Genomic DNA, 19,017 nt, shown 5'->3' on the forward strand with positions numbered 1-19,017 from the left:
CCGCAATTCAAGGGCTGGTCGGCACCGGCCCCGACGACCGCCGCACGATCAGCAGCGGCGTCGGCGCCACGGGGCGGGGGAGTTCCGTGTGTTCGATGCGCGCCAGCAGCTGCCGCATCGCCGCGCGCCCCTGCGCGTCGAAGTCGTTGCGCACGGTCGTCAGCGGGGGATCGAGGTAGGCCGCCTCGGGGATGTCGTCGATGCCGACGACGCTGATGTCGTCGGGGATGCGCAGGCCCGATTCTTTGAGGGCGAGCATGGCGCCGAGCGCCATCTGGTCGTTCGCGCACACCACCGCCGTGGCACCGGGCAGCGCGGCGAGGCCGGCCACGGCGCGGTACCCCGACTCGGCCGACCAGTCGCCCTGCAGGGTGCCGACGGAGTGGACGCCGTTCGCCGCGATGGCGTTCTCGTACGCGCGGATGCGGTTGCGGGCCGCGGACCATTCCGTGGGACCCGCGATGTGCACGAAGTGCCGGTGTCCGAGTCCGGCGAGGTGCGACACCACTGCCGCGAGGCCCAGACGGGAGAGGGCCGCCCGCGGATCGTCGGCCAGGTTGTCGGATTCGGCGGCGACGTAGGCGGGCACCCGGAACGCGGTGGCCTCGAACGCGTGCGTCATGCCGTCGGTCACACCGAGCGCCAGCACGCCGGCGAGATCATGCTGGGTGATCAGCGCGAGCGACTTCTCGATGGCGCTCGGGTCGCGGGTGTCGAGCGAGACGATGTCGAGCACGTAGCCGGCCTCGCGGGCGGCGGCACTCGCTCCCTCGACGATGCGGGCGGGTCCGACGTGGGCGATCTCGTGGGTCAGGGCGCCGATGCGGTGCGACCGTCCCGACTTGAGGCTGCGCGCCGTGAGGTTGGGGCGGTAGCCGAGTTCGTCGAGGGCCAGTTCGACCCGGTCCCGGGTCTGCGGGCGGATGCCCTCGTAGCCCTTGAGGAACCGGCTCACGGTCTGGTGCGAGACGCCCGCCGCCTTCGCCACGTCGTAGATTGTCGCGGCCTTGGGTGGAGCCGACGACGGCGCGCGGGCGATCTCGGATGACTCTGCTGTGCCGCTCATACCCATTCCTTCCGCTTCATCCCCGCGCAGAAAGCTGTGCACGAAAACTGACTCTTGACACCGTGATGTTATCGGCAACATTATGGCCTCGTGCAAATGTTATCGACAACATTTGCCAACGATCTCTCGTCCTGACGCTCACAACGGAGTCTGCCTCAGATGATTTTCTCGAACCGAGTACCGCGCCCGTCCGCATCGCCGACGCCCGCGGCATCCATCGCCCTCATGCCCATCTCGGACGTCTCGAGGGCCACGCACGTCTCACCGGTCGCGCGGTCAATGCCGACCCGCCCCAGCCGGTGAGCACCCAGGGATCCTGCGATCCGACACACCCACAAGAAAGAGTCACCATGAAGACAAAGACACGGAGAACAGCACTGGCGCTGGTTGGCGGCGCCGTGTCCATCGGACTGCTCCTGACCGGTTGCTCGCCGAGCTCGGGCGGCGGCGGCACACAGGGCCCGGTCAGCCAAGACGACATCGACGAGGCGATGACGACGCCCACCAAACTCACCTTCTGGACCTGGGTGCCCGACATCGAGAACGAGGTCGAGCTCTTCGAGGAGAAGTATCCCGCCATCGACGTCACCGTCGAGAACGTGGGCCAGGGTCTTCCGCACTACCAGAAGCTGAGGAGCGCCATCGAGGCGGGCGAAGGGGCCCCGGATGTCGCACAGATCGAATACCAGTACATTCCGTCGTTCGTGCTGAACGAGTCCCTGCTCGACCTGACCGCGTTCGGCGGCGACGACCTCGCCGGCGACTACGTGGACTGGGCGTGGAACCAGGTGTCGCCCGACGACGAGGTCTGGGCGATCCCGCAGGACGTGGGCCCGATGGGCAACCTCTACCGCGAGGACATCCTCGCCCAGGCCGGGATCACGACCCCGCCCGCGACCTGGGACGAGTACGCCACCGCGGCGCAGACGGTGAAGACCGCGACCGGCTCGTACATCTCGAACCTCGGCGCGACCCAGGCCGGGCAGATGATCGGCTTCTTCTGGCAGGCCGGTGCCAAGCCGTTCGGCTACGACGGCGGCGAGACGGTCACCATCGACGTCAACAGCGAGGAGGCGAAGAAGGTGGCGGCGTACTGGACCGACCTGATCCAGAAGGACCTGGTCTCGACCGACGTCGACTTCCAGGACGAGTGGTACCAAGGCCTGGCGAGCGGCAAGTACGCGGGCTGGCTGACCGCCGCGTGGGGGCCGATCTTCCTGCAGGGCACGGCCGAGGACACGTCGGGTCTCTGGCGCGCGTCGAGCCTGCCGCAGTGGCAGGCGGGCGACGAGATCTCGGGCAACTGGGGCGGCTCGTCCGACGCGGTGCTCGAGTCGAGTGAGAACCCGATCGCGGCCTACGAGCTGGCGAAGTTCATCAACAACGACGAGGAGTCGGCCATGCGGCTGGCGACGGAGCAGTTCCTGTTCCCGCCGCAGGTCTCGGTGCTCGAAGACCCCGCGTTCGTCGACCAGGAGTCGGAGTTCTACGGCGGCCAGAAGGTGAACCAGCTGTTCGCCGAGATCTCGGACACCGTCGACACCGACTTCCAATGGCTCCCGTTCATGGACTACGTGTACTCCACGTACGAGGAGACCATGGGCACGGTGATCGCGGACAAGGGCGACATCTCCGCGGCGCTCGACGACTGGCAGGACCAACTCGTCACCTACGCCGAAGACCAGGGATTCACCGTCGAGTGAGGCCCGCCGGGCGCCGTCCACGAGCGGCGGCGCCCGGCATCCCGGCTCGGCCGACCCCGTCACCCCAGAGAAGGAGCTGCAATGACGCACGCCCCGGCGCTCAGTGGAGAGCGCACAATCACCCCGTCGCCCCCGCGACGCACGAACCTCGCGAAGCGCAAGCAACGCCTCGCCGCCTACCTGTTCCTGCTGCCGTTCTTCGTCGTGTTCGTCGCGATGCTGGTCGTGCCGCTCGTCTACGCGGGCTACCTGAGCCTGTTCGAGAGCAAGCTGATCGGCGGCGAAGTCTTCGCCGGCTTCGCCAACTACGCCCGGGCCATCACCGACCCCGCGTTCCTCGGCGGGCTCGGCCGGGTCGCCCTGTTCTTCGTCGTGCAGGTGCCGATCATGCTCGGCCTCGCGCTGTTCTTCGCCCTCGCGCTCGACAGCGCCCGGGCGCACGGCTCGAAGGCCGTGCGCATGCTCATCTACATGCCGTACGCGGTGCCCGCCGTGGTCGCGACGCTGATGTGGGGCTACCTCTACGGCCCCGACTTCGGCCCGATCGCGCAGATCGCCCGGGCGGTGGGCTTCGGCACCCCCGACTTCCTCGCCCCGGAGAGCATCCTCGGCGCGATGATGAACATCGTCACGTGGGAGTTCGTCGGCTACAACATGATCATCATGTACGCGGCCCTGCGGTCGATCCCCGCCGAGCTGTACGAGGCGGCGGAGATCGACGGTGCCGGGCAGTTCCGCCTGGCCTGGAGCGTGAAGATCCCGGCGATCCGCCCCGCCATCCTGCTCACGGTGATCTTCTCGGTCATCGGCTCGTTCCAGCTGTTCGCCGAGCCGAGCCTGTTGAACGCGATCGCCCCCGACGCGATCACCAACGCGTTCACGCCCAACTACTACGCGTACAACCTCGCGTTCATCAACCAGGAGCTGAACTACGCGGCCGCCATCGCCTTCCTGCTCGGGATCGTGATCGCCGTCGTCTCGTACGTCGTGCAGCTCGGCGAGCAACGCCGCGAGCGGCGTGAGATGAGGATGTCATGACCGCCCTCGACAGCCGCCCGACGGATGCCGCCATCGTGCCGCCGCGCACCGGCCGGCGGTACAACCCCGACAAGCGGCGCAGCATCCTGCTCACCGTGCTGCTCTGGCTCTGCGTGCTCTACTTCGTGCTGCCGATCTGGTGGCTGCTGGTGTCGTCGACGAAGGACAACTCCACCCTGTTCTCGACCTTCGGCCTCTGGTTCGGCGGCGACTTCTCGCTGTTCGAGAACCTGCAGACCCTGTTCACGGTGCGCGACGGCATCTTCGTGCGCTGGCTGGTGAACACGCTGGTCTACTCGGTCTCGGCGGCGCTGGGCGCGACGGTGCTCGCGACGATGGCGGGCTACGCGTTCGCGAAGTACGACTTCCCGGGCAAAAAGGCTCTGTTCAGCGCGACCCTCGGGGCGGTGATGATCCCGCTCACGGCGCTCGCCCTGCCGACCTACCTGCTGTTCTCGCAGGCCGGCCTGACGGACACGCCGTGGGCCGTCATCATCCCGTCGCTGGTGAGCCCGTTCGGGGTCTACCTGATGCGGGTGTACGCGGCCGACGCCATCGACGACAGCCTGCTGGAGGCCGCCCGTGTCGACGGCGCCGGCGAGTTCCGGATCTTCCGGCAGGTGGGGCTGCGCCTGCTCGGCCCCGGGCTCGTCACGGTGTTCCTCTTCTCGCTCGTCGCGACCTGGAACAACTACTTCCTGCCGCTGATCATGCTGAACAGCTCCGACCTCTACCCGATCACGGTGGGGCTGGCGCAGCTGCAGGCGGCGGCGAGCGCGGGCGGCGGATCGCAGGCGCTGTTCTCGACGGTGATCACGGGGTCGTTCGTGTCGATCCTGCCGCTGGTCATCGCGTTCCTGTTTTTGCAGCGGTACTGGCAGTCCGGTCTCGCGAGCGGCGGAGTGAAAGGCTGACGATGACGATCTGGTACGGAGGGGACTACAACCCCGAACAGTGGCCCCGCGAGGTCTGGGACGACGACGTCAGACTGATGGATGCCGCGGGCGTCTCGCTCGCGACCGTCGGAGTCTTCTCGTGGGCACGTCTCGAACCGCGTCCCGGGGAGTACGACTTCGCCTGGCTGGACGAGGTGCTCGACCTGTTGCACGCGGGCGGCGTGCGCGTCGACCTCGCGACCGCGACCGCGTCACCGCCGCCGTGGCTGGCCGTGCGCCATCCCGAGACCCTGCCCGTCACGGAGGACGGTGTGCGGCTGTCGGTCGGCAGCCGGCAGCAGTACTGCCCGAGCTCGCCGGTGTACCGGGAACACGCCGCGGAGCTGGTGCGACGACTGGTCGAGCGCTACGCCGACCACCCGGCGCTCGAGCTGTGGCACGTGAACAACGAGTACGGCTGCCACGTCAGCCGGTGCTACTGCGACGTGTCGGCTGTGGCGTTCCGCGCGTGGCTGCGGGCGAAGTACGGCTCGGTCGACGAGCTCAACCGGGTGTGGGGCACGGCCTTCTGGTCGCAGCGCTACGACTCGTTCGACGAGGTGACGCCGCCGCGGGCCGCGCCGAGCTTCCGCAACCCCACCCAGTTGCTGGACTTCGACCGGTTCTCGAGCGACGAGCTGCTCGACTGCTACCGGGCGGAGGTCGCGATCATCCGCGAGCGGTCGACGGTGCCGATCACCACGAACTTCATGGGCTTCTTCAAGCCGGTGGACTACTGGAAGTGGGCGGCCGAGGTCGACATCGTGAGCGACGACACCTACCCCGACCCCGTCGACCCGGATTCGCCGGCGTACGCGGCGATGGTGCGCGACCTGATGCGGTCGCTCGGCGGCGGCAAGCCCTGGCTGCTGATGGAGCAGGCGCCGAGCGCGGTCAACTGGCGGCGGAGGAACGCCCCCAAGGCGCCCGGCCAGATGCGCGCCTGGTCGTACCAGGCGGTGGGCCGCGGGGCCGACGGCATCCTCTTCTTCCAGTGGCGGCAGTCGGCCGCGGGCTCGGAGAAATTCCACTCCGGCCTCGTGCCGCACGCCGGCACCGACACCCGCGTCTGGCGCGAGGTCGAGCAGCTCGGGCGGGAGCTCGCGGCTCTGTCGGACGCGGTCGCGGGGAGCCGCGTGCCCTCCGACGTCGCGATCACCCTGGACTGGGACAGCTGGTGGGCGGTAGAGCAGCCCGCGTCGCCCACGGACGTGCCCTACCTCGGCATCCTCTTCGCCTGGCACCGCGCGCTGACCTCGCTGGGCCTCACCGTCGACTTCGTGCGGGCCGACGCCGACCTGTCGCGCTACCAGCTGGTCGTCGTGCCGGCCCACCTCGCCGCGAGCGACGCGGCCGTGCAGAACCTCGCGTCGTACGCGGAGACGGGCACGCTCGTGGTCGGCTTCGGCACGGCGGTCACCGACGAGAACCTGCGAGTGCGGCTGGGCGGCTACCTCGGCGAACCGCTGCGGCGCGCGCTCGGGGTGTGGATCGAGGAGTTCGCCCCGCCCGCCGGACCCGACCTGCGGGCGACCGGGATCGCGGACGCTCCGTCTCTCGCGCTCGCCGGGGAGGTGGTCGGCGGCGATGCGGCCGGGCACGTCTGGGGCGAATACCTGAGGGTCGAGGATGCCGCGACGCTGGCGACCTTCGCGGCGGGCGACCTCGCCGGATGGCCGGCCGTCACCCGGCGTTCCACCGGGGGAGGCTCCGGTTGGTACGTCGCGACGCTGCCCGACCCCGCCGCACACCGCCGGCTCGCCGAGAGCATCGTCGCCGACGCGGGCATCGCGCTGCCCGACCCGGTCGCGACGGGGGAGCGGGTCGAGGCCGTGCGGCGGGGTACCGCGCTGTTCGTGATCAACCACGGCGCCGACCACGCCGAACTGCTCGCCGACGGCGTCGACCTGCTGAGCGGATCACCCGCGAAAGGTCTCCGGCTCCCGCCCCAGGGCGTCGCCGTCGTCGTCGAATCCACCACCACCGATTGAGCAAGGACACCATGCAGCACCTCACCGACCGCATCCTCTTCGGGGCCGCGTACTACTACGAATACCAGCCGACCCGCGGGCTCGCCGAGGACATGCGCCTCATGGCGGAGGCCGGCTTCTCCGTCATCCGGGTCGGCGAATCGGTCTGGTCGACCTGGGAGCCGGAGAACGGCCGCTTCGACCTCGACTGGCTCCAACCCGTGCTGGATGCGGCGCACGAGCACGGCATCCGGGTCATTCTCGGCACACCCACCTACGCGGTGCCGCTGTGGCTCGCCCGGCTGTACCCGGAGGTCAACGTGCAGCGCCGCTCGGGACAACCGATGGGGTGGGGCGCGAGGCAGGAGATCGACTACTCGCACCCCGCGTTCCTGTTCCACGCCGAGCGGGTGATCCGCCGGATCGTCGCCCGGTACGCCGAGCACCCCGCGGTCATCGGGTACCAGGTCGACAACGAGCCGGGCAACGAGATCTTCGCCAACCCGCAGGTGTTCCAGCGCTTCGTCGACTGGCTCCGCACCAGGTACGGCAGCGTGGAGTCGCTCAACGCGGAGTGGGGGCTGACCTACTGGTCGCACCGGCTCTCGACCTGGGCCGACCTCTGGACGCCGGACGGCAACGCACAGCCGCAGTACTCGCTGGCCTGGCGCACGTTCCAGGCGGAGCTCACCACCACGTTCATCACCTGGCAGGCGGACATCGTGCGCGAGTACGCGCGGGACGACCAGTTCGTCACGACCTGCATCTCGTACGAGCGCAAGACGGTGAGCGACGAGCTGCTGACCGTCGGACTCGACATCACCGCCGGCAACCCGTACTACCGCATGCAGGACAAGCTCGCCCTGCCGTCGGCCGAGCCCTACGACCAGCACTGGACGACGACCGGCACGTGGGCGCTCTACGCGACCGCCGACCGGATGTACGGCTCGAAGCAGGCGCCGTTCCTCGTGACCGAGACCGACGCGCAGGCCATCGGCTTCCCGTGGTCGAACGAACCCGGGTACGACGGGCAGTGGCGTCAGGTGGCCTGGGCACTCGTCTCGCGCGGCGCCACCATGATCGAGTACTGGCACTGGCACACCCTGCACGCCGGCACGGAGACCTACTGGGGCGGGGTGCTGCCGCACAGTCTGAAACCGGGACGCGTGTACGCCCAGATCGCCGCACTCGGCGCCGAGTTCGCGGCGGCGGGGGACCGGGTGACCGAGCTCACGCCCGACAGCGACGTCGCGATCCTGTTCTCCAACCCGAGCAAGTGGGCGCTCGAGGGGTACCCGAACCTCTCCGACGCCGGGGCGCCCGAACGCCGCTCCTTCCAGACGGTCTTCGACGCGTTCGCCCGTGGGGCGTTCGACGCCGGCCTGCAAGCCAACACGGTCCACCCCTCGCAGCTCGCCGCGGTCGACCCGGCGGAGTTCGCCCGCACGCGGCCGGTGCTCGTCGCTGCCGCGTTCACGATCGCGACCGACGACGACCTGCGCTGGCTCGAGGCCTACGCCGCCGCCGGCGGACACCTCGTCGTCGGGATCCGCACCGGGTACGAGGACCACGAGGCCCGGGCGCGGGTCGAGCGCAAACCGGCGTTCCTCGCCGAGGCCGCCGGCGTCTTCTACGACGAGTTCAGCAACCTCGAGAAACCGCTGCCCGTACGCGAGGGGGCGGATGCCGCGGCCCACGGCTTCTCGCTCGCACCCGGGTCCACGGCCGCACTCTGGGCCGACGGCGTGGTCGCGGGGGACGCGGACGTGCTGGTCTCGTACGAGCACCCGCACTTCGGGCGCTTCCCGGCCGTCACCACGCGTCGCCACGGTGCGGGACGGGTGACCTACGTGGGCACGGTGCCCGATCTGCCGCTCGCGACCGCACTGATGGACTGGGCCGCGCGGGTCGGCGCGGGCGAATCGGGCGGTTGGCGGCCCACGGCGCCGTCCCAGACCGTGACGGGAGCGACCAACCGTGCCGGCGAGAGGATCCGCTTCGTGCACAACTGGGCGTGGGAGGAGAGCGTCTTCGAACTGCCGGCAGCGGTGACGGATGTCGTCGACGGCACGGCTTTCGCCGCCGGGGACACCGTGACGCTCGGCGCCTGGGACGTGCGGGTGTTCGCGGAGGGCACGCCCGGCCGGGAGTGAGCGTGCAGTAGCGCCGGGTAGCCTTGCGGGACGTTTCGCCCGACGCGGGCCGGGGACCCCGGTCAGCCGATCGGCGCTCCGGCTACGAAGGAAGACACATGAGCCAGCACACCGGAATACCCACCGCGGAGGGGCTCGCGTCCACCGCCCGCACCTTCGCCATCCTTGGCGCCAACGGCGACCTGACCGAGCGGCTGCTGATCCCGGCCCTCGGACAGGTGGTCGACGCGGCCCGCGAGCGCCGCAACCCCGTCGCGCTGAGCATCGTCGGCGCCGCGCGGTCGCCGCAGCCGACCGACGAGTGGCGCGCTCTCGTGCGCCAGAGCCTGGGCGACGCCGGGATCTCCGCCGCGACGGTCGACGAGCTGTCGTCGACCGCGCTGTTCGTGCCGACCGACGCCTCCGACCCCGAACAGCTCGCCGCGCTGCTCGCCGCGTGCGAGTCGTCGCCCGTGCTCTACATCGCCCTGCCGCCCGCGATGGGGCTCAAGGTCGCCGCCGCGCTCGCCGAGCTGGACCTGCCCGACGACCTCGTCGTCGCCATCGAGAAGCCGTTCGGCGAAGACCTCGAGCAGGCCGTCGCGCTCAACGAGGCGCTCGCCGCGGTGATCCCCGAGGACCGCCTCTGGCGCATCGACCACTTCCTCGGCAACGCCGCGACGTACGGCCTGCTCGGACTGCGTTTCGGCAACCGGCTGCTCGAGGCCGGCTGGGACGCCGAGAGCATCGAGAAGGTCGAGATCGTCTACGAGGAGGAGCTCGGCCTCGAGGGCCGCGCCGAGTTCTACGACGGCACGGGCGCGCTGCGCGACATGCTGCAGAGCCACCTGCTGATGGTGCTCGCGTTCGCGGCGATGGAACGTCCCGATTCCGTCGACGCGACGGCGGTGCATGACCGGATGGCGGAGGTGCTGGGAGTCACGCGGCTCTGGCACGACGATCCCGCCACGGCCAGCCGCGCCCGGTACACCGAGGGGCGCGTCGACGGGAAGTTCTTCCCCTCCTACGTGGACGAGTCCGGCGTCGACGCCGAGCAGGGGACCGAGACCCTCGCGCAGTTGCTGCTGCAGGTCGACACCCCGCGCTGGGCCGGTGTGCCGTTCGTGCTGCGGTCGGGCAAGGCCATCGGTTCGCCGCGCACCGAGGTCGCCGTGCACTTCCGGCGGGCGGAGGTGCCGACGGGGCTGAGCGCCGGCTCCGACGACGGGGTGCTGCTCGTCTCGCTCGAGACGGGCGGCGTCGGCCTCGACATCCTCGTCAACGGTTCCCGCGACAGCGGGAGCCTCGAGAAGCTAGGTCTGGACGCGATCCCCGACGAGGTCGAGCTCGGCGCCTACGCCCGGGTGCTCGCGGGCATCCTGCACGGCGACACCCTGCTGTCGGTGCGCGGCGACATCGCCGAGCAGTGCTGGCGCATCGTCAGCCCCGTGGTCACGGCGTGGGCGGACGGCGTGACGCCCCTCGAGGAGTACGAGGCGGGGAGCAGCGGTCCCGCGGGGTGGTGAGCGCGCTACTCGGCGCGGGGCGTGCGTCCCTCCGACATCCGCTGGACCGACCTGCCCCCAGTTCGGGTCAACGGCACCGCGGCCCGCCCAAAAAACCCGACAAAGCGTTGCGTTCATGATCTAATTGGCCGACGTTGTTGACGACGGAGCGATGGATGCTGCCGTCGGCGGGCCCCATGCGGGCGACATCCCGGAGGATACCGACCATGAAGCTGCCCTTTTCCCGCTGGAAGCACCCCCGCGCCGCCCGTGCGCTCGCCGTCGTCGCGGTCGTGGCTCTCGGCTCCGTCGGGGCGATCGCTGTCGCCGCTCCCGCGCAGGCCGTGTCCCAGCCCGGGTGCTACAACGCCTCGACGGGTGTGCTCCGCACGGTGACCTCGACGGCGCTGTGCAAGGCGACGACCGAGATCGCCGTGAAGTGGGTCACCAACACGGGTGCGACCGGGGCGAGGGGCGCAACCGGGGCGACCGGGGCGAAGGGCGCCACGGGTGCGACAGGCGCGAAGGGCGCGACCGGCGCCACGGGCGCGAAGGGGGCAACCGGCGCCACGGGTGCGAAGGGTGCGACCGGCTCAGCAGCCTGGTCGTCCGTGACGCCGTGGCGCTCCACGACCGCGTACACGGCCGGACCGCCCTCCAGCGTCGTCGCGCACGGCGGAGGCGTCTACGTCGCGGTCGCCGGCAGCACGGCGGTGACGCCCGGCTCCGACGGCACGAAGTGGGTGCAGATCGCTGCTCCGGGCGCCGCGGGGCCGCAGGGGATCGCCGGCCCGCGGGGTCTGCAGGGAATCCAGGGCGCGACCGGTGCCGTGGGCGCCGCAGGAGCCGACGGGGCGACCGGCGCGGCAGGCGCGACCGGCGCCACCGGCGCGACCGGGCCGCAGGGCCCGAAGGGCGACACGGGCGACACCGGTGCCACGGGCCCGCAGGGGCCGGCGGGGCCGGCGGGGCCCGCGGGCGAAGCTGCATCCGCCGTCGACCCGGCACAGGGCTTCCCCGAGGGCTGCACCGCAGAGGCTTCGCCGCTCGTGACCTTCACCTTTGCCGGCGGCACGACTGCCGCGGTCGACGGCGTCGGGTTCTGCGTGATGAGCACCGCGAGCGCGTCCTACACGAATAGTTCGATCCCGAACGTGTCGGCCGTGACCTGGTCCGACGCGTACCTCAACCTCGACCCCTCCGGCATCGCCACCCGGCTGTCGAACGCGAAGTTCACGGGCTCGAAAATCACCGGCATGCGCGTGCAACTCGGCGAGTCGGCCGCCGGCGCGACCTGTGACGCGGCCGCCGCGCAGCCGTCCGGGTGTGCCCGGGCCACCGGGTCGCTGGTCTACACCTTCGGCAACCTCGGAATCGACGCGCTGAACCTGCCGATGTCGGGCAGCGGCAGCGCGTTCGTCGCCCTCCCGTGGGAGACCCTGTCCGTCACCGCCCAGGGCAGGTCGACCGTGTTGGTGTCGGCGACCGCTGATCTGCTGGCGGGCAACAATGCCCCTCTCGCCGACGGCCGCTGCGCGACCCCCAAGGGCAGCGTGCAGGTCGCGACGATCGACGGGGCTCAGGGACCGTCGGCCACCCTCAGGGAAGCGTTCGACCTTTCCGCCCCGGTCTGCCTCGACCTCGAGGCCGCCGCGGCCGCGCGCACCTCGATCCGACCGCTGCGGCTCGACATCGCGAACTCCGGCCTGGCCGCGCTGGTCGGTATCGTCGACGGGCGGGAGCGCAAGCTGACGATCGCGACCTACGACGCCTCGAAGCGCGTGGTCGGCTCGGTCGTGCTCACCGGCCTCTTCACCTCGACGACGACCGGTAAGGGCTCGGCGGGGTCCTCCGCGGCGCTCGAGTTCACCGTGGGAACGATCGCCGAGACGTTCTCGGCCTTCGCCGCAGACGGCACGAAGACGACTACGACCTTCGGCTGGAGCGTGGCGGATAACAAGGCGCGGTAGCGCGGCTCGTCGCGCCTCGACCGGCGAGCGTCACGCGCTTTCGCCCTACGCCTTGTACGATCGCGGGCGTGCGTAAAAAAATCGGCGGCCCGATCCTGGACCGTCGTTGCCGTGAATCCGGAGCTTTTTGATGACCTCACACTCGCCAGCCGGCGCTGGACGGCTGGTCGCCGCTATCGATCCCGCTGTCGATGTGTCGGCGACCGACGAGAGCGGAGCGGACGGCTTCCTCCGCGATGACGAGGGCACCGGCTCCGCCCACGCGAAGTTCATCCTGCTCGGCGAGCACGCCGTCGTCTACGGCCGTCCCGCCATCGGCATGCCGCTGCCGCGCATGTGGGTTCGTGCCGTCGCGCGCGTGACCGACGGGCCGCTGCTGCTCGAGACCGACATCTACACCGGGCCGCTCGCCGAGGCCCCCGCCAGTTTCGACGCCGTCGGTGCCGCGATCCGCAACGCCCTCGTGCACTTCGGGCAGCCCGAGTCGCACGTCGAGGTGTGCGTGCACGGCGACGTGCCGATCGGCCGTGGCCTCGGCTCGAGCGCCGCCGTGGCCCACGCCATCGTCGAGGCCATCCGCGAGCTGTTCGGTGGCACCCTCGACGACGACGAGCGCTTCGAACTCGTGCAGTCGGCCGAACGGGTCGCCCACGGCAACCCCAGCGGTCTCGACGCCCGCGCCACCCGCGCCCCGGCGCCCATCCTCTTCGAACAGGGCGCTGTCACGAGCCTCGACGTCGCGTTCGGCGGCGTGTTCGTCATCGCCGACACCGGCATCCGCGGCTCGACCAAGATCGCCGTCGGCGACGTCGCCGCCTACGGGGTCGCGAACCCCGAGCGTTCCGCCGCCCTGCTCGACCAGCTCGAGCAGCTCACCCGTGACGCTGCCGTCGACCTCGCCGGCGACCGCCGCAAAGAACTCGGGGGCCGGATGTCGCGAGCCCACGCCATCCTCACCGAGCTCGGTGCCGGGCACGAGTCGATCACGCGCCTCGTCGACGCCGCGGTCGGCGCGGGTGCCCTCGGCGCCAAGCTCACCGGCGGGGGACAGGGCGGCTGCGTCGTCGCCCTCGTCGCCTCGTCGGCCGACGCCGCGGGCGTCGTCGACGCCTTGACCGCCGCCGGCGCCGTCAACTGCTGGGTGGTCACGGCCGCCGGGCAACGACCGTGACGGCCGTGCCGGCTGTGACGGGCACCGCGACGGCGGAAGCCAACCCGAACATCGCCCTGATCAAGTACTGGGGCAAGGCCGATGCGGCCTACAACCTCCCGGTCACGGGAAGCCTCTCACTGACCCTCGACACCGCGCCCACGCGCACCACCGTGACCCTCGACGACACCCTCGCGGCCGACGAGCTCGTGCTCGGCGGCGTCGTGCAGGCCGCCCGGCCCGCCGAACGCGTGCGGGTCTTCCTCGACCTCGTGCGCGCTCTCAGTGGGCGCACCGAGCGCGCCCGCGTCGACTCGGTCAACCTGATTCCCACCGGCGCCGGTCTCGCCTCCTCGGCCTCCGCGTTCGCCGCCCTCGCCGCCGCGGCCTCTGCCGCCTACGGCCTCGGCCTCGACGACCGCGCTCTTTCCCGTCTCGCCCGCCGCGGCTCCGGATCGGCCTCCCGGTCGGTCTTCGGCGGCATCGTCCGCTGGTACCCGGGCGACGACGCGTCGTCCTACGCCGAACCGGTGCCCGCCGACCTCGACCTCGCGATGGTGGTCGCGATCATCGACGCCGGGCCGAAGACGATCTCGAGCACCGTCGCGATGAACCGCACGACGGCCACCTCGCCGTTCTACCCCGCCTGGGCCGAGTCGACCACCGCGCAGCTCGACGAGATGCTCGCCGCGCTCGACCGGGCCGACTTCACCGCGGTCGGCGAGCTGGCCGAGTCGAACAGCCTGCGCATGCACGCGACCATGGCCGGTGCCTGGCCGCCCGTGCGCTACCAGACCGCCGCGAGCATCGCGCTCGTCGACGCCGCCGGCGAGCTCCGCGCCGCGGGCGTCGAGGCCTACGCCACCATGGACGCCGGCCCCAACGTCAAGTTCCTCTGCCGCCCCGACGACGCGGACCGCGTCGCCGCGCACCTCGCCACCGTCGACCCGGGCGCCCGCTTCCTCTCCGCCCGCGCGGGCCGGGGAGTGCGTCTCCTCGGGTCGTCCGAATGATCGAGACCCGTGCCCCCGGAAAGCTGTTCGTCGCGGGGGAGTACGCCGTCGTCGAGCCGGGCGGCTCGGCCGTGCTCGTCGCCGTCGACCGCTTCGTGCGGGTGCGGGTGAGGGATGCCGCGGCGAACACCCTGCGCTCCGACCACTACACCGAGCCGCTGACCTGGCGGCGCGACGGCGAGGGCGTCGCGATCGACGGTGCGCGCGAGCCCGACGTGGTGGGCGCGGCCCTCGACGTCGTGGAGGCGCTGGCCGCGGCATCCGGCCGGCCCGAACTCACGCTCGACATCGCCGTCGAGAGCGACCTCGACCACGTCGACGGCGCCAAGTTCGGCCTCGGCTCGAGCGGCGCGGTCGTCGTCGCCCTCGTGCATGCCCTCGCCACCGCCCACGACCTGCCCCTCGACGACCAGACACTGCTTCGCCTCGCCCTGCTCGCCACCTGGCGCATCAACCCGTCCGGTTCGGGCGGGGATGTCGCGGCGAGCACCCTCGGCGGCTGGCTCGCCTACCGTTCCGCCGACGCCGCGGCGGCGCTCGCGCTGCGCGACCGGGTCGGTGTCGCCGCCGCCGTCGCCGAGCCGTGGCCGGGCCTCCTGGCAGAACCGCTTCCCACCCCGGGCGCTCTGGCGTTGCTCGTCGGCTGGACCGGCTCGCCCGCCAGCACCGCCGCGCTCGTCGAACGATCGCGCCGGTCGCGCGCCGCCTCCGACGCCGACTTCCGTTCCTTCTTCGCCGCGAGCGACGCCACCGTCGCCTCGCTCGCCGACGCGATTCGCGCCGACGACACCGCCCGCATCGAAACGGCGATCCGCTCGGCCCGGGCCGGGCTCGGCCGGTACGCCGCGCTCTCCGGCATCGAGATCGAAACGCCCGCGCTCACCGCGCTGTGCGACCTCGCCGAGGCGCGCGGCGCCGCTGCCAAGAGTTCCGGCGCGGGCGGAGGGGACTGCGGCATCGCGCTCGCGGGTCCCGACGTCGACCGCGCGGCCCTCGCGGCCGACTGGTCGGCCGGCGGCATCCGCCCGCTCGACCTCGCCGTCGTGACCAGACCAGACACTACAAGGAGCACCCCGTGACCGATTCCTTTGCCGCCGTCCCCCTGCGTTGGGTCGGACCGCTGCTGCTCAGCGGCAACGTCGTCGAGGGGGAGCAGGAGGTGCCGCTCGCGACCTACGAGACCACGCTCTGGCCGTCGGTGCGCCGCGGCGCCCGCATCTCCACGCTCATCGAGGGCGGTATCCGGTCCACGCTCGTCGACGAGCGCATGACGCGCTCGGTCTACTTCGAGCTGCCGCACGCGGGCGAATCGCTGCGCGTGCTGCGGGAGGTCGAGGCGCGCATCGACGAGCTGCGCGCCGTCGTGGGCCAGACCAGCCGCTTCGCCGAACTGCTCGGCATCAACAGCCAGATCGCGGGGCGCCTGCTGTTCCTGCGGTTCGAGTTCCGCACGGGCGACGCCGCCGGGCACAACATGGTCACGCTCGCCTCCGACGCGCTCATGACCCACCTGCTGCACACCTGGCCCGAGCTGCGCTACGGCTCGATATCGGGCAACTACTGCTCCGACAAGAAGGCCACCGCGGTCAACGGCATCCTCGGCCGCGGCAAGAACGTGATCACCGAGGCGATCATCCCGCGCGAGGTCGTCGAGCGCCGCCTGCACACGACGCCCGAGAAGATCGCCGAGCTCAACACCCGCAAGAACCTCGTCGGCTCGATCCTCGCCGGCAGCCTGCGCTCGGGCAACGCGCACTACGCGAACATGCTGCTCGCCTTCTACCTCGCCACCGGCCAGGACGGCGCGAACATCGTCGAGGGCTCGCAGGGGCTCACCCAGGCCGAGATCGTCGACGGCGACCTCTACTTCTCCTGCACCCTGCCGAACCTCATCGTCGGTACCGTCGGCAACGGCAAGGGACTTGGCTTCGTCGAGGAGAACCTGCAGCGCCTCGGCTGCCGCGACGACCGGCCCGTGGGCGACAACGCCCGCCGCCTCGCCGTGCTCGCCGCGGCCAGCGTCTGGTGCGGCGAACTGTCGCTGCTCGGCGCACAGACCAACCCGGGCGAGCTCATGGCCGCCCACCTCAACTTCGAACGAAACGGCACTTCAGCGTGACTCTCTCCATCGGCATCCACGACATCGCCTTCGCCACCGGCAGCCACCGCATCGACCTCGCCGAGCTCGCCGCGCGGCACGGGGTCGAGGCGAACAAGTACTACGTCGGACTCGGGCAGAGCGAGATGAGCGTTCTCGCGAACGACGAGGACGTGGTGACCATGGCGGCGACGGCCGCGAAGCGCATTCTCGACCGGGGCGACTCGCGCGCCATCCGCACCCTCATCTTCGCCACAGAATCGGGCATCGACCAGTCGAAGTCGGCCGGCGTCTACGTGCACCGGCTGCTCGGCCTCGGCTCGGACGTGCGCGTCGTCGAGGTGAAGCAGGCCTGCTATTCGGCCACCGCCGCGCTGCAGTTCGCGACGGCGCTCGTCGCCCGCTCGCCCGAGGAGGCCGTGCTCGTGGTCGCGAGCGACGTCGCCCGCTACGAGCTCGACTCGAACGCGGAGGCGACGCAGGGCGCCGCGGCAGTGGCGATGCTCGTGACCGCCGACCCCGCGATCCTCGAGATCGAGCCGATCACCGGGCTGTACACCGAAGACGTGATGGACTTCTGGCGTCCCAACGACCACACCACCGCGATCGTCGACGGCAAGCTGTCGATCACGGCGTACATCACCGCGGCGATCTCGGCCTGGCAGGACCTCGCCGGCCGCGGCGGCCCCGCCTACGACTCGATCGAGCGGTTCTGCTATCACCAGCCGTTCACGCGAATGGCGGTCAAGGCGCACCGCAAGCTCGCGGCATCCGTCGCGGGGCTGGACGACGAAGCGGCCGACGCGCAGGTGGCCGGAACGCTCGAGTACAACCGCCGCATCGGCAACAGCTACACGGCGACGATCTATCTCGCGCTCGCCACCCTGCTCGACGGCGACGAGGACCTCGCCGGCAAGCGCCTCGGGTTCCTCAGCTACGGGTCGGGCGCCGTCTCCGAGTTCTTCACCGGCATCGTGCAGCCCGGCTACCGTGAGCGGTCGCGGGCGGCGGAGAACCTCGCCCTGTTGGACGCGCGGACGGTCATCGGCGACGAGCGGTACCTCGAACTGCAGCGATTCAGCCCCGAGGATGTCGCGAACTTCGTCACCGCGCGCGAGACCACGGGCCCGTTCCGCTTCGGGGGAGTCGACGGCTACAAGCGGGTGTACGAGGCCGTCTAACGGTCGCGGTGCGGCTCCCCGCGTCATCCATGCTAAATTCGTAGGCATAAGGGGAGTAATCCACCACGTACGCTTCGTCAGTACGGACCCATCGAAGAGTTCCGGAGCTACGGTCACTGGTTTGCAGTGGCGGATGAGACTTTAGTTTCTGTCTCAACGACCCCTTGGAGTCTCACGTGAACGTGACCCTGACCACCTGGCTGATCACCATCGCCGTGACCATCGCTTTCTTCGTCTACGAATTCTTCGTGCACGTGCGCAAGCCGCACGAACCGTCGATCGCCGAGTCCGCCCGCTGGTCGGTGTTCTACATCAGCCTCGCCCTGCTGTTCGGCGTCGGTATCGGTATTTTCTCCGGCTGGGGCTTCGGCGGAGAGTACTTCGCGGGCTACCTGACCGAGAAGGCGCTGTCGATCGACAACCTGTTCGTGTTCCTGATCATCATGACCGGGTTCGCGGTGCCGAAGGCGTTCCAGCAGAAGGTGCTGATGATCGGCATCATCATCGCGCTGATCCTGCGCGGAATCTTCATCGCGGTCGGCGCGACGCTCATCTCGAACGTGTCGTGGATCTTCTACATCTTCGGCGCGCTGCTGCTCGTGCTGGCCTGGCGCCAGGCGTTCAGCGACCACGAGAGCGACCCCGCCAATGGCAAGGTCGTCAAGTTCGCCCGCCGCATCCTGCCGATCACCGATGACTTCCACCGCGACCGCATCACGGTGAAGATCGACGGCAAGCGCTTCTTCACCCCGATGCTGCTGACGATCGTCGCGATCGGCTTCGTCGACCTCGTCTTCGCCGTCGACTCGATCCCGGCCATCTACGGGCTCACGGAAGAGGCGTACATCGTCTTCACCGCCAACGCGTTCGCGCTGATGGGTCTGCGCCAGCTGTTCTTCCTGATCGGCGGACTGCTCGAACGCCTCGTCTACCTCGCACAGGGCCTCGCCGTCATCCTCGCCTTCATCGGCGTCAAGCTGGTGCTGCACGCGATGCACGTCAACGAGCTGCCCTTCATCAACGGTGGAGAGAACATCCTCTGGGCCCCGGAGATCCCGATCTGGTTCTCGCTGCTCTTCATCGGACTCACGGTCGCCGTGGCCACGGTGCTCAGCCTGCGCAAGACGCGCAATCAGGACCTTGAGGCGAAGAGCGCCACGGAGACCGACCCGGAAGCTGTCGAGAAGCACTAGGGCTCTTGTCCTGCACATGCGCCCTCTAGCCGGGGGTTGTGCACCAACTCGCTCGTTCGCCAT

General features: G+C 70.4%; 14 protein-coding genes. 13 read left to right on the forward strand and 1 reads right to left on the reverse strand.

Features of this window, described 5'->3' with window-relative positions; all coding sequences use genetic code 11:
* Positions 1–7 precede the first annotated feature (7 nt).
* Positions 8–1,066: a LacI family DNA-binding transcriptional regulator gene (locus tag HD599_RS05960; RefSeq protein WP_184234643.1), complete on the reverse strand. Its 1,059-nt coding sequence runs from the start codon at positions 1,064–1,066 to the stop codon at positions 8–10.
* A 350-nt stretch (positions 1,067–1,416) separates the two neighbouring features.
* Here HD599_RS05960 and HD599_RS05965 point away from each other — a divergent pair, with 350 nt between their 5' ends.
* The 13 genes from HD599_RS05965 to HD599_RS06025 all read left to right on the forward strand — a co-directional run bounded on the left by HD599_RS05965 (position 1,417) and on the right by HD599_RS06025 (position 18,954).
* On the forward strand, positions 1,417–2,769 hold the full coding sequence (locus HD599_RS05965; protein ID WP_246376103.1) for an ABC transporter substrate-binding protein: 1,353 nt from the start codon (positions 1,417–1,419) through the stop codon (positions 2,767–2,769).
* Positions 2,770–2,850: 81 nt separating this feature from the next.
* Positions 2,851–3,807: a carbohydrate ABC transporter permease gene (locus tag HD599_RS05970; protein ID WP_184234646.1), complete on the forward strand. Its 957-nt coding sequence runs from the start codon at positions 2,851–2,853 to the stop codon at positions 3,805–3,807.
* Complete coding sequence (locus tag HD599_RS05975) at positions 3,804–4,721, forward strand: carbohydrate ABC transporter permease (RefSeq protein ID WP_184234649.1); 918 nt, start codon at positions 3,804–3,806, stop codon at positions 4,719–4,721. The genes HD599_RS05970 and HD599_RS05975 overlap by 4 nt, the downstream gene beginning before the upstream one ends.
* A gap of 2 nt (positions 4,722–4,723) precedes the next feature.
* Complete coding sequence (locus tag HD599_RS05980) at positions 4,724–6,733, forward strand: beta-galactosidase (protein ID WP_184234652.1); 2,010 nt, start codon at positions 4,724–4,726, stop codon at positions 6,731–6,733.
* Positions 6,730–8,865 (forward strand): beta-galactosidase, encoded by a 2,136-nt coding sequence (locus HD599_RS05985; RefSeq protein WP_246376104.1) that lies wholly within the window; start codon positions 6,730–6,732, stop codon positions 8,863–8,865. The genes HD599_RS05980 and HD599_RS05985 overlap by 4 nt, the downstream gene beginning before the upstream one ends.
* A 98-nt stretch (positions 8,866–8,963) precedes the next feature.
* Entirely contained in the window at positions 8,964–10,370 is a 1,407-nt protein-coding gene (locus HD599_RS05990; protein WP_184234654.1) for a glucose-6-phosphate dehydrogenase, read from the forward strand.
* Between the two features lie 206 nt (positions 10,371–10,576).
* On the forward strand, positions 10,577–12,319 hold the full coding sequence (locus HD599_RS05995) for a collagen-like protein (protein WP_184234657.1): 1,743 nt from the start codon (positions 10,577–10,579) through the stop codon (positions 12,317–12,319).
* Between the two features lie 193 nt (positions 12,320–12,512).
* Positions 12,513–13,490 carry a mevalonate kinase gene (mvk, locus tag HD599_RS06000; protein WP_184234660.1) on the forward strand — a complete coding sequence of 326 codons (978 nt, stop codon included), beginning with the start codon at positions 12,513–12,515 and terminating at the stop codon, positions 13,488–13,490.
* Positions 13,487–14,482 (forward strand): diphosphomevalonate decarboxylase, encoded by a 996-nt coding sequence (mvaD, locus tag HD599_RS06005; protein WP_343061908.1) that lies wholly within the window; start codon positions 13,487–13,489, stop codon positions 14,480–14,482. Before mvk ends, mvaD begins: the two co-directional genes overlap by 4 nt.
* Entirely contained in the window at positions 14,479–15,561 is a 1,083-nt protein-coding gene (locus HD599_RS06010; RefSeq protein ID WP_184234663.1) for a phosphomevalonate kinase, read from the forward strand. Before mvaD ends, HD599_RS06010 begins: the two co-directional genes overlap by 4 nt.
* The gene (locus HD599_RS06015) at positions 15,558–16,601 is read left to right on the forward strand and encodes a hydroxymethylglutaryl-CoA reductase (protein ID WP_184234666.1); all 1,044 of its coding nucleotides are present in this window, start codon (positions 15,558–15,560) and stop codon (positions 16,599–16,601) included. Before HD599_RS06010 ends, HD599_RS06015 begins: the two co-directional genes overlap by 4 nt.
* Positions 16,598–17,761, forward strand: a complete 1,164-nt coding sequence (locus HD599_RS06020; protein ID WP_184234669.1) for a hydroxymethylglutaryl-CoA synthase — start codon at positions 16,598–16,600, stop codon at positions 17,759–17,761. Before HD599_RS06015 ends, HD599_RS06020 begins: the two co-directional genes overlap by 4 nt.
* A 176-nt stretch (positions 17,762–17,937) precedes the next feature.
* Entirely contained in the window at positions 17,938–18,954 is a 1,017-nt protein-coding gene (locus HD599_RS06025; RefSeq protein ID WP_184234672.1) for a TerC/Alx family metal homeostasis membrane protein, read from the forward strand.
* Positions 18,955–19,017 lie beyond the last annotated feature (63 nt).

It is taken from the genome of Conyzicola lurida, assembly GCF_014204935.1.
GTDB classification, from domain to species: domain Bacteria; phylum Actinomycetota; class Actinomycetes; order Actinomycetales; family Microbacteriaceae; genus Conyzicola; species Conyzicola lurida.

What these genes read in the sequence shown, in the direction of transcription:
- HD599_RS05960 (WP_184234643.1), bottom strand. Translation starts at nt 1,066, where the DNA reads ATGAGCGGCACAGCAGAGTCATCCGAGATCGCCCGCGCGCCGTCGTCG.
- HD599_RS05965 (WP_246376103.1), top strand. Translation starts at nt 1,417, where the DNA reads ATGAAGACAAAGACACGGAGAACAGCACTGGCGCTGGTTGGCGGCGCC.
- HD599_RS05970 (WP_184234646.1), top strand. Translation starts at nt 2,851, where the DNA reads ATGACGCACGCCCCGGCGCTCAGTGGAGAGCGCACAATCACCCCGTCG.
- HD599_RS05975 (WP_184234649.1), top strand. Translation starts at nt 3,804, where the DNA reads ATGACCGCCCTCGACAGCCGCCCGACGGATGCCGCCATCGTGCCGCCG.
- HD599_RS05980 (WP_184234652.1), top strand. Translation starts at nt 4,724, where the DNA reads ATGACGATCTGGTACGGAGGGGACTACAACCCCGAACAGTGGCCCCGC.
- HD599_RS05990 (WP_184234654.1), top strand. Translation starts at nt 8,964, where the DNA reads ATGAGCCAGCACACCGGAATACCCACCGCGGAGGGGCTCGCGTCCACC.
- HD599_RS05995 (WP_184234657.1), top strand. Translation starts at nt 10,577, where the DNA reads ATGAAGCTGCCCTTTTCCCGCTGGAAGCACCCCCGCGCCGCCCGTGCG.
- HD599_RS06010 (WP_184234663.1), top strand. Translation starts at nt 14,479, where the DNA reads ATGATCGAGACCCGTGCCCCCGGAAAGCTGTTCGTCGCGGGGGAGTAC.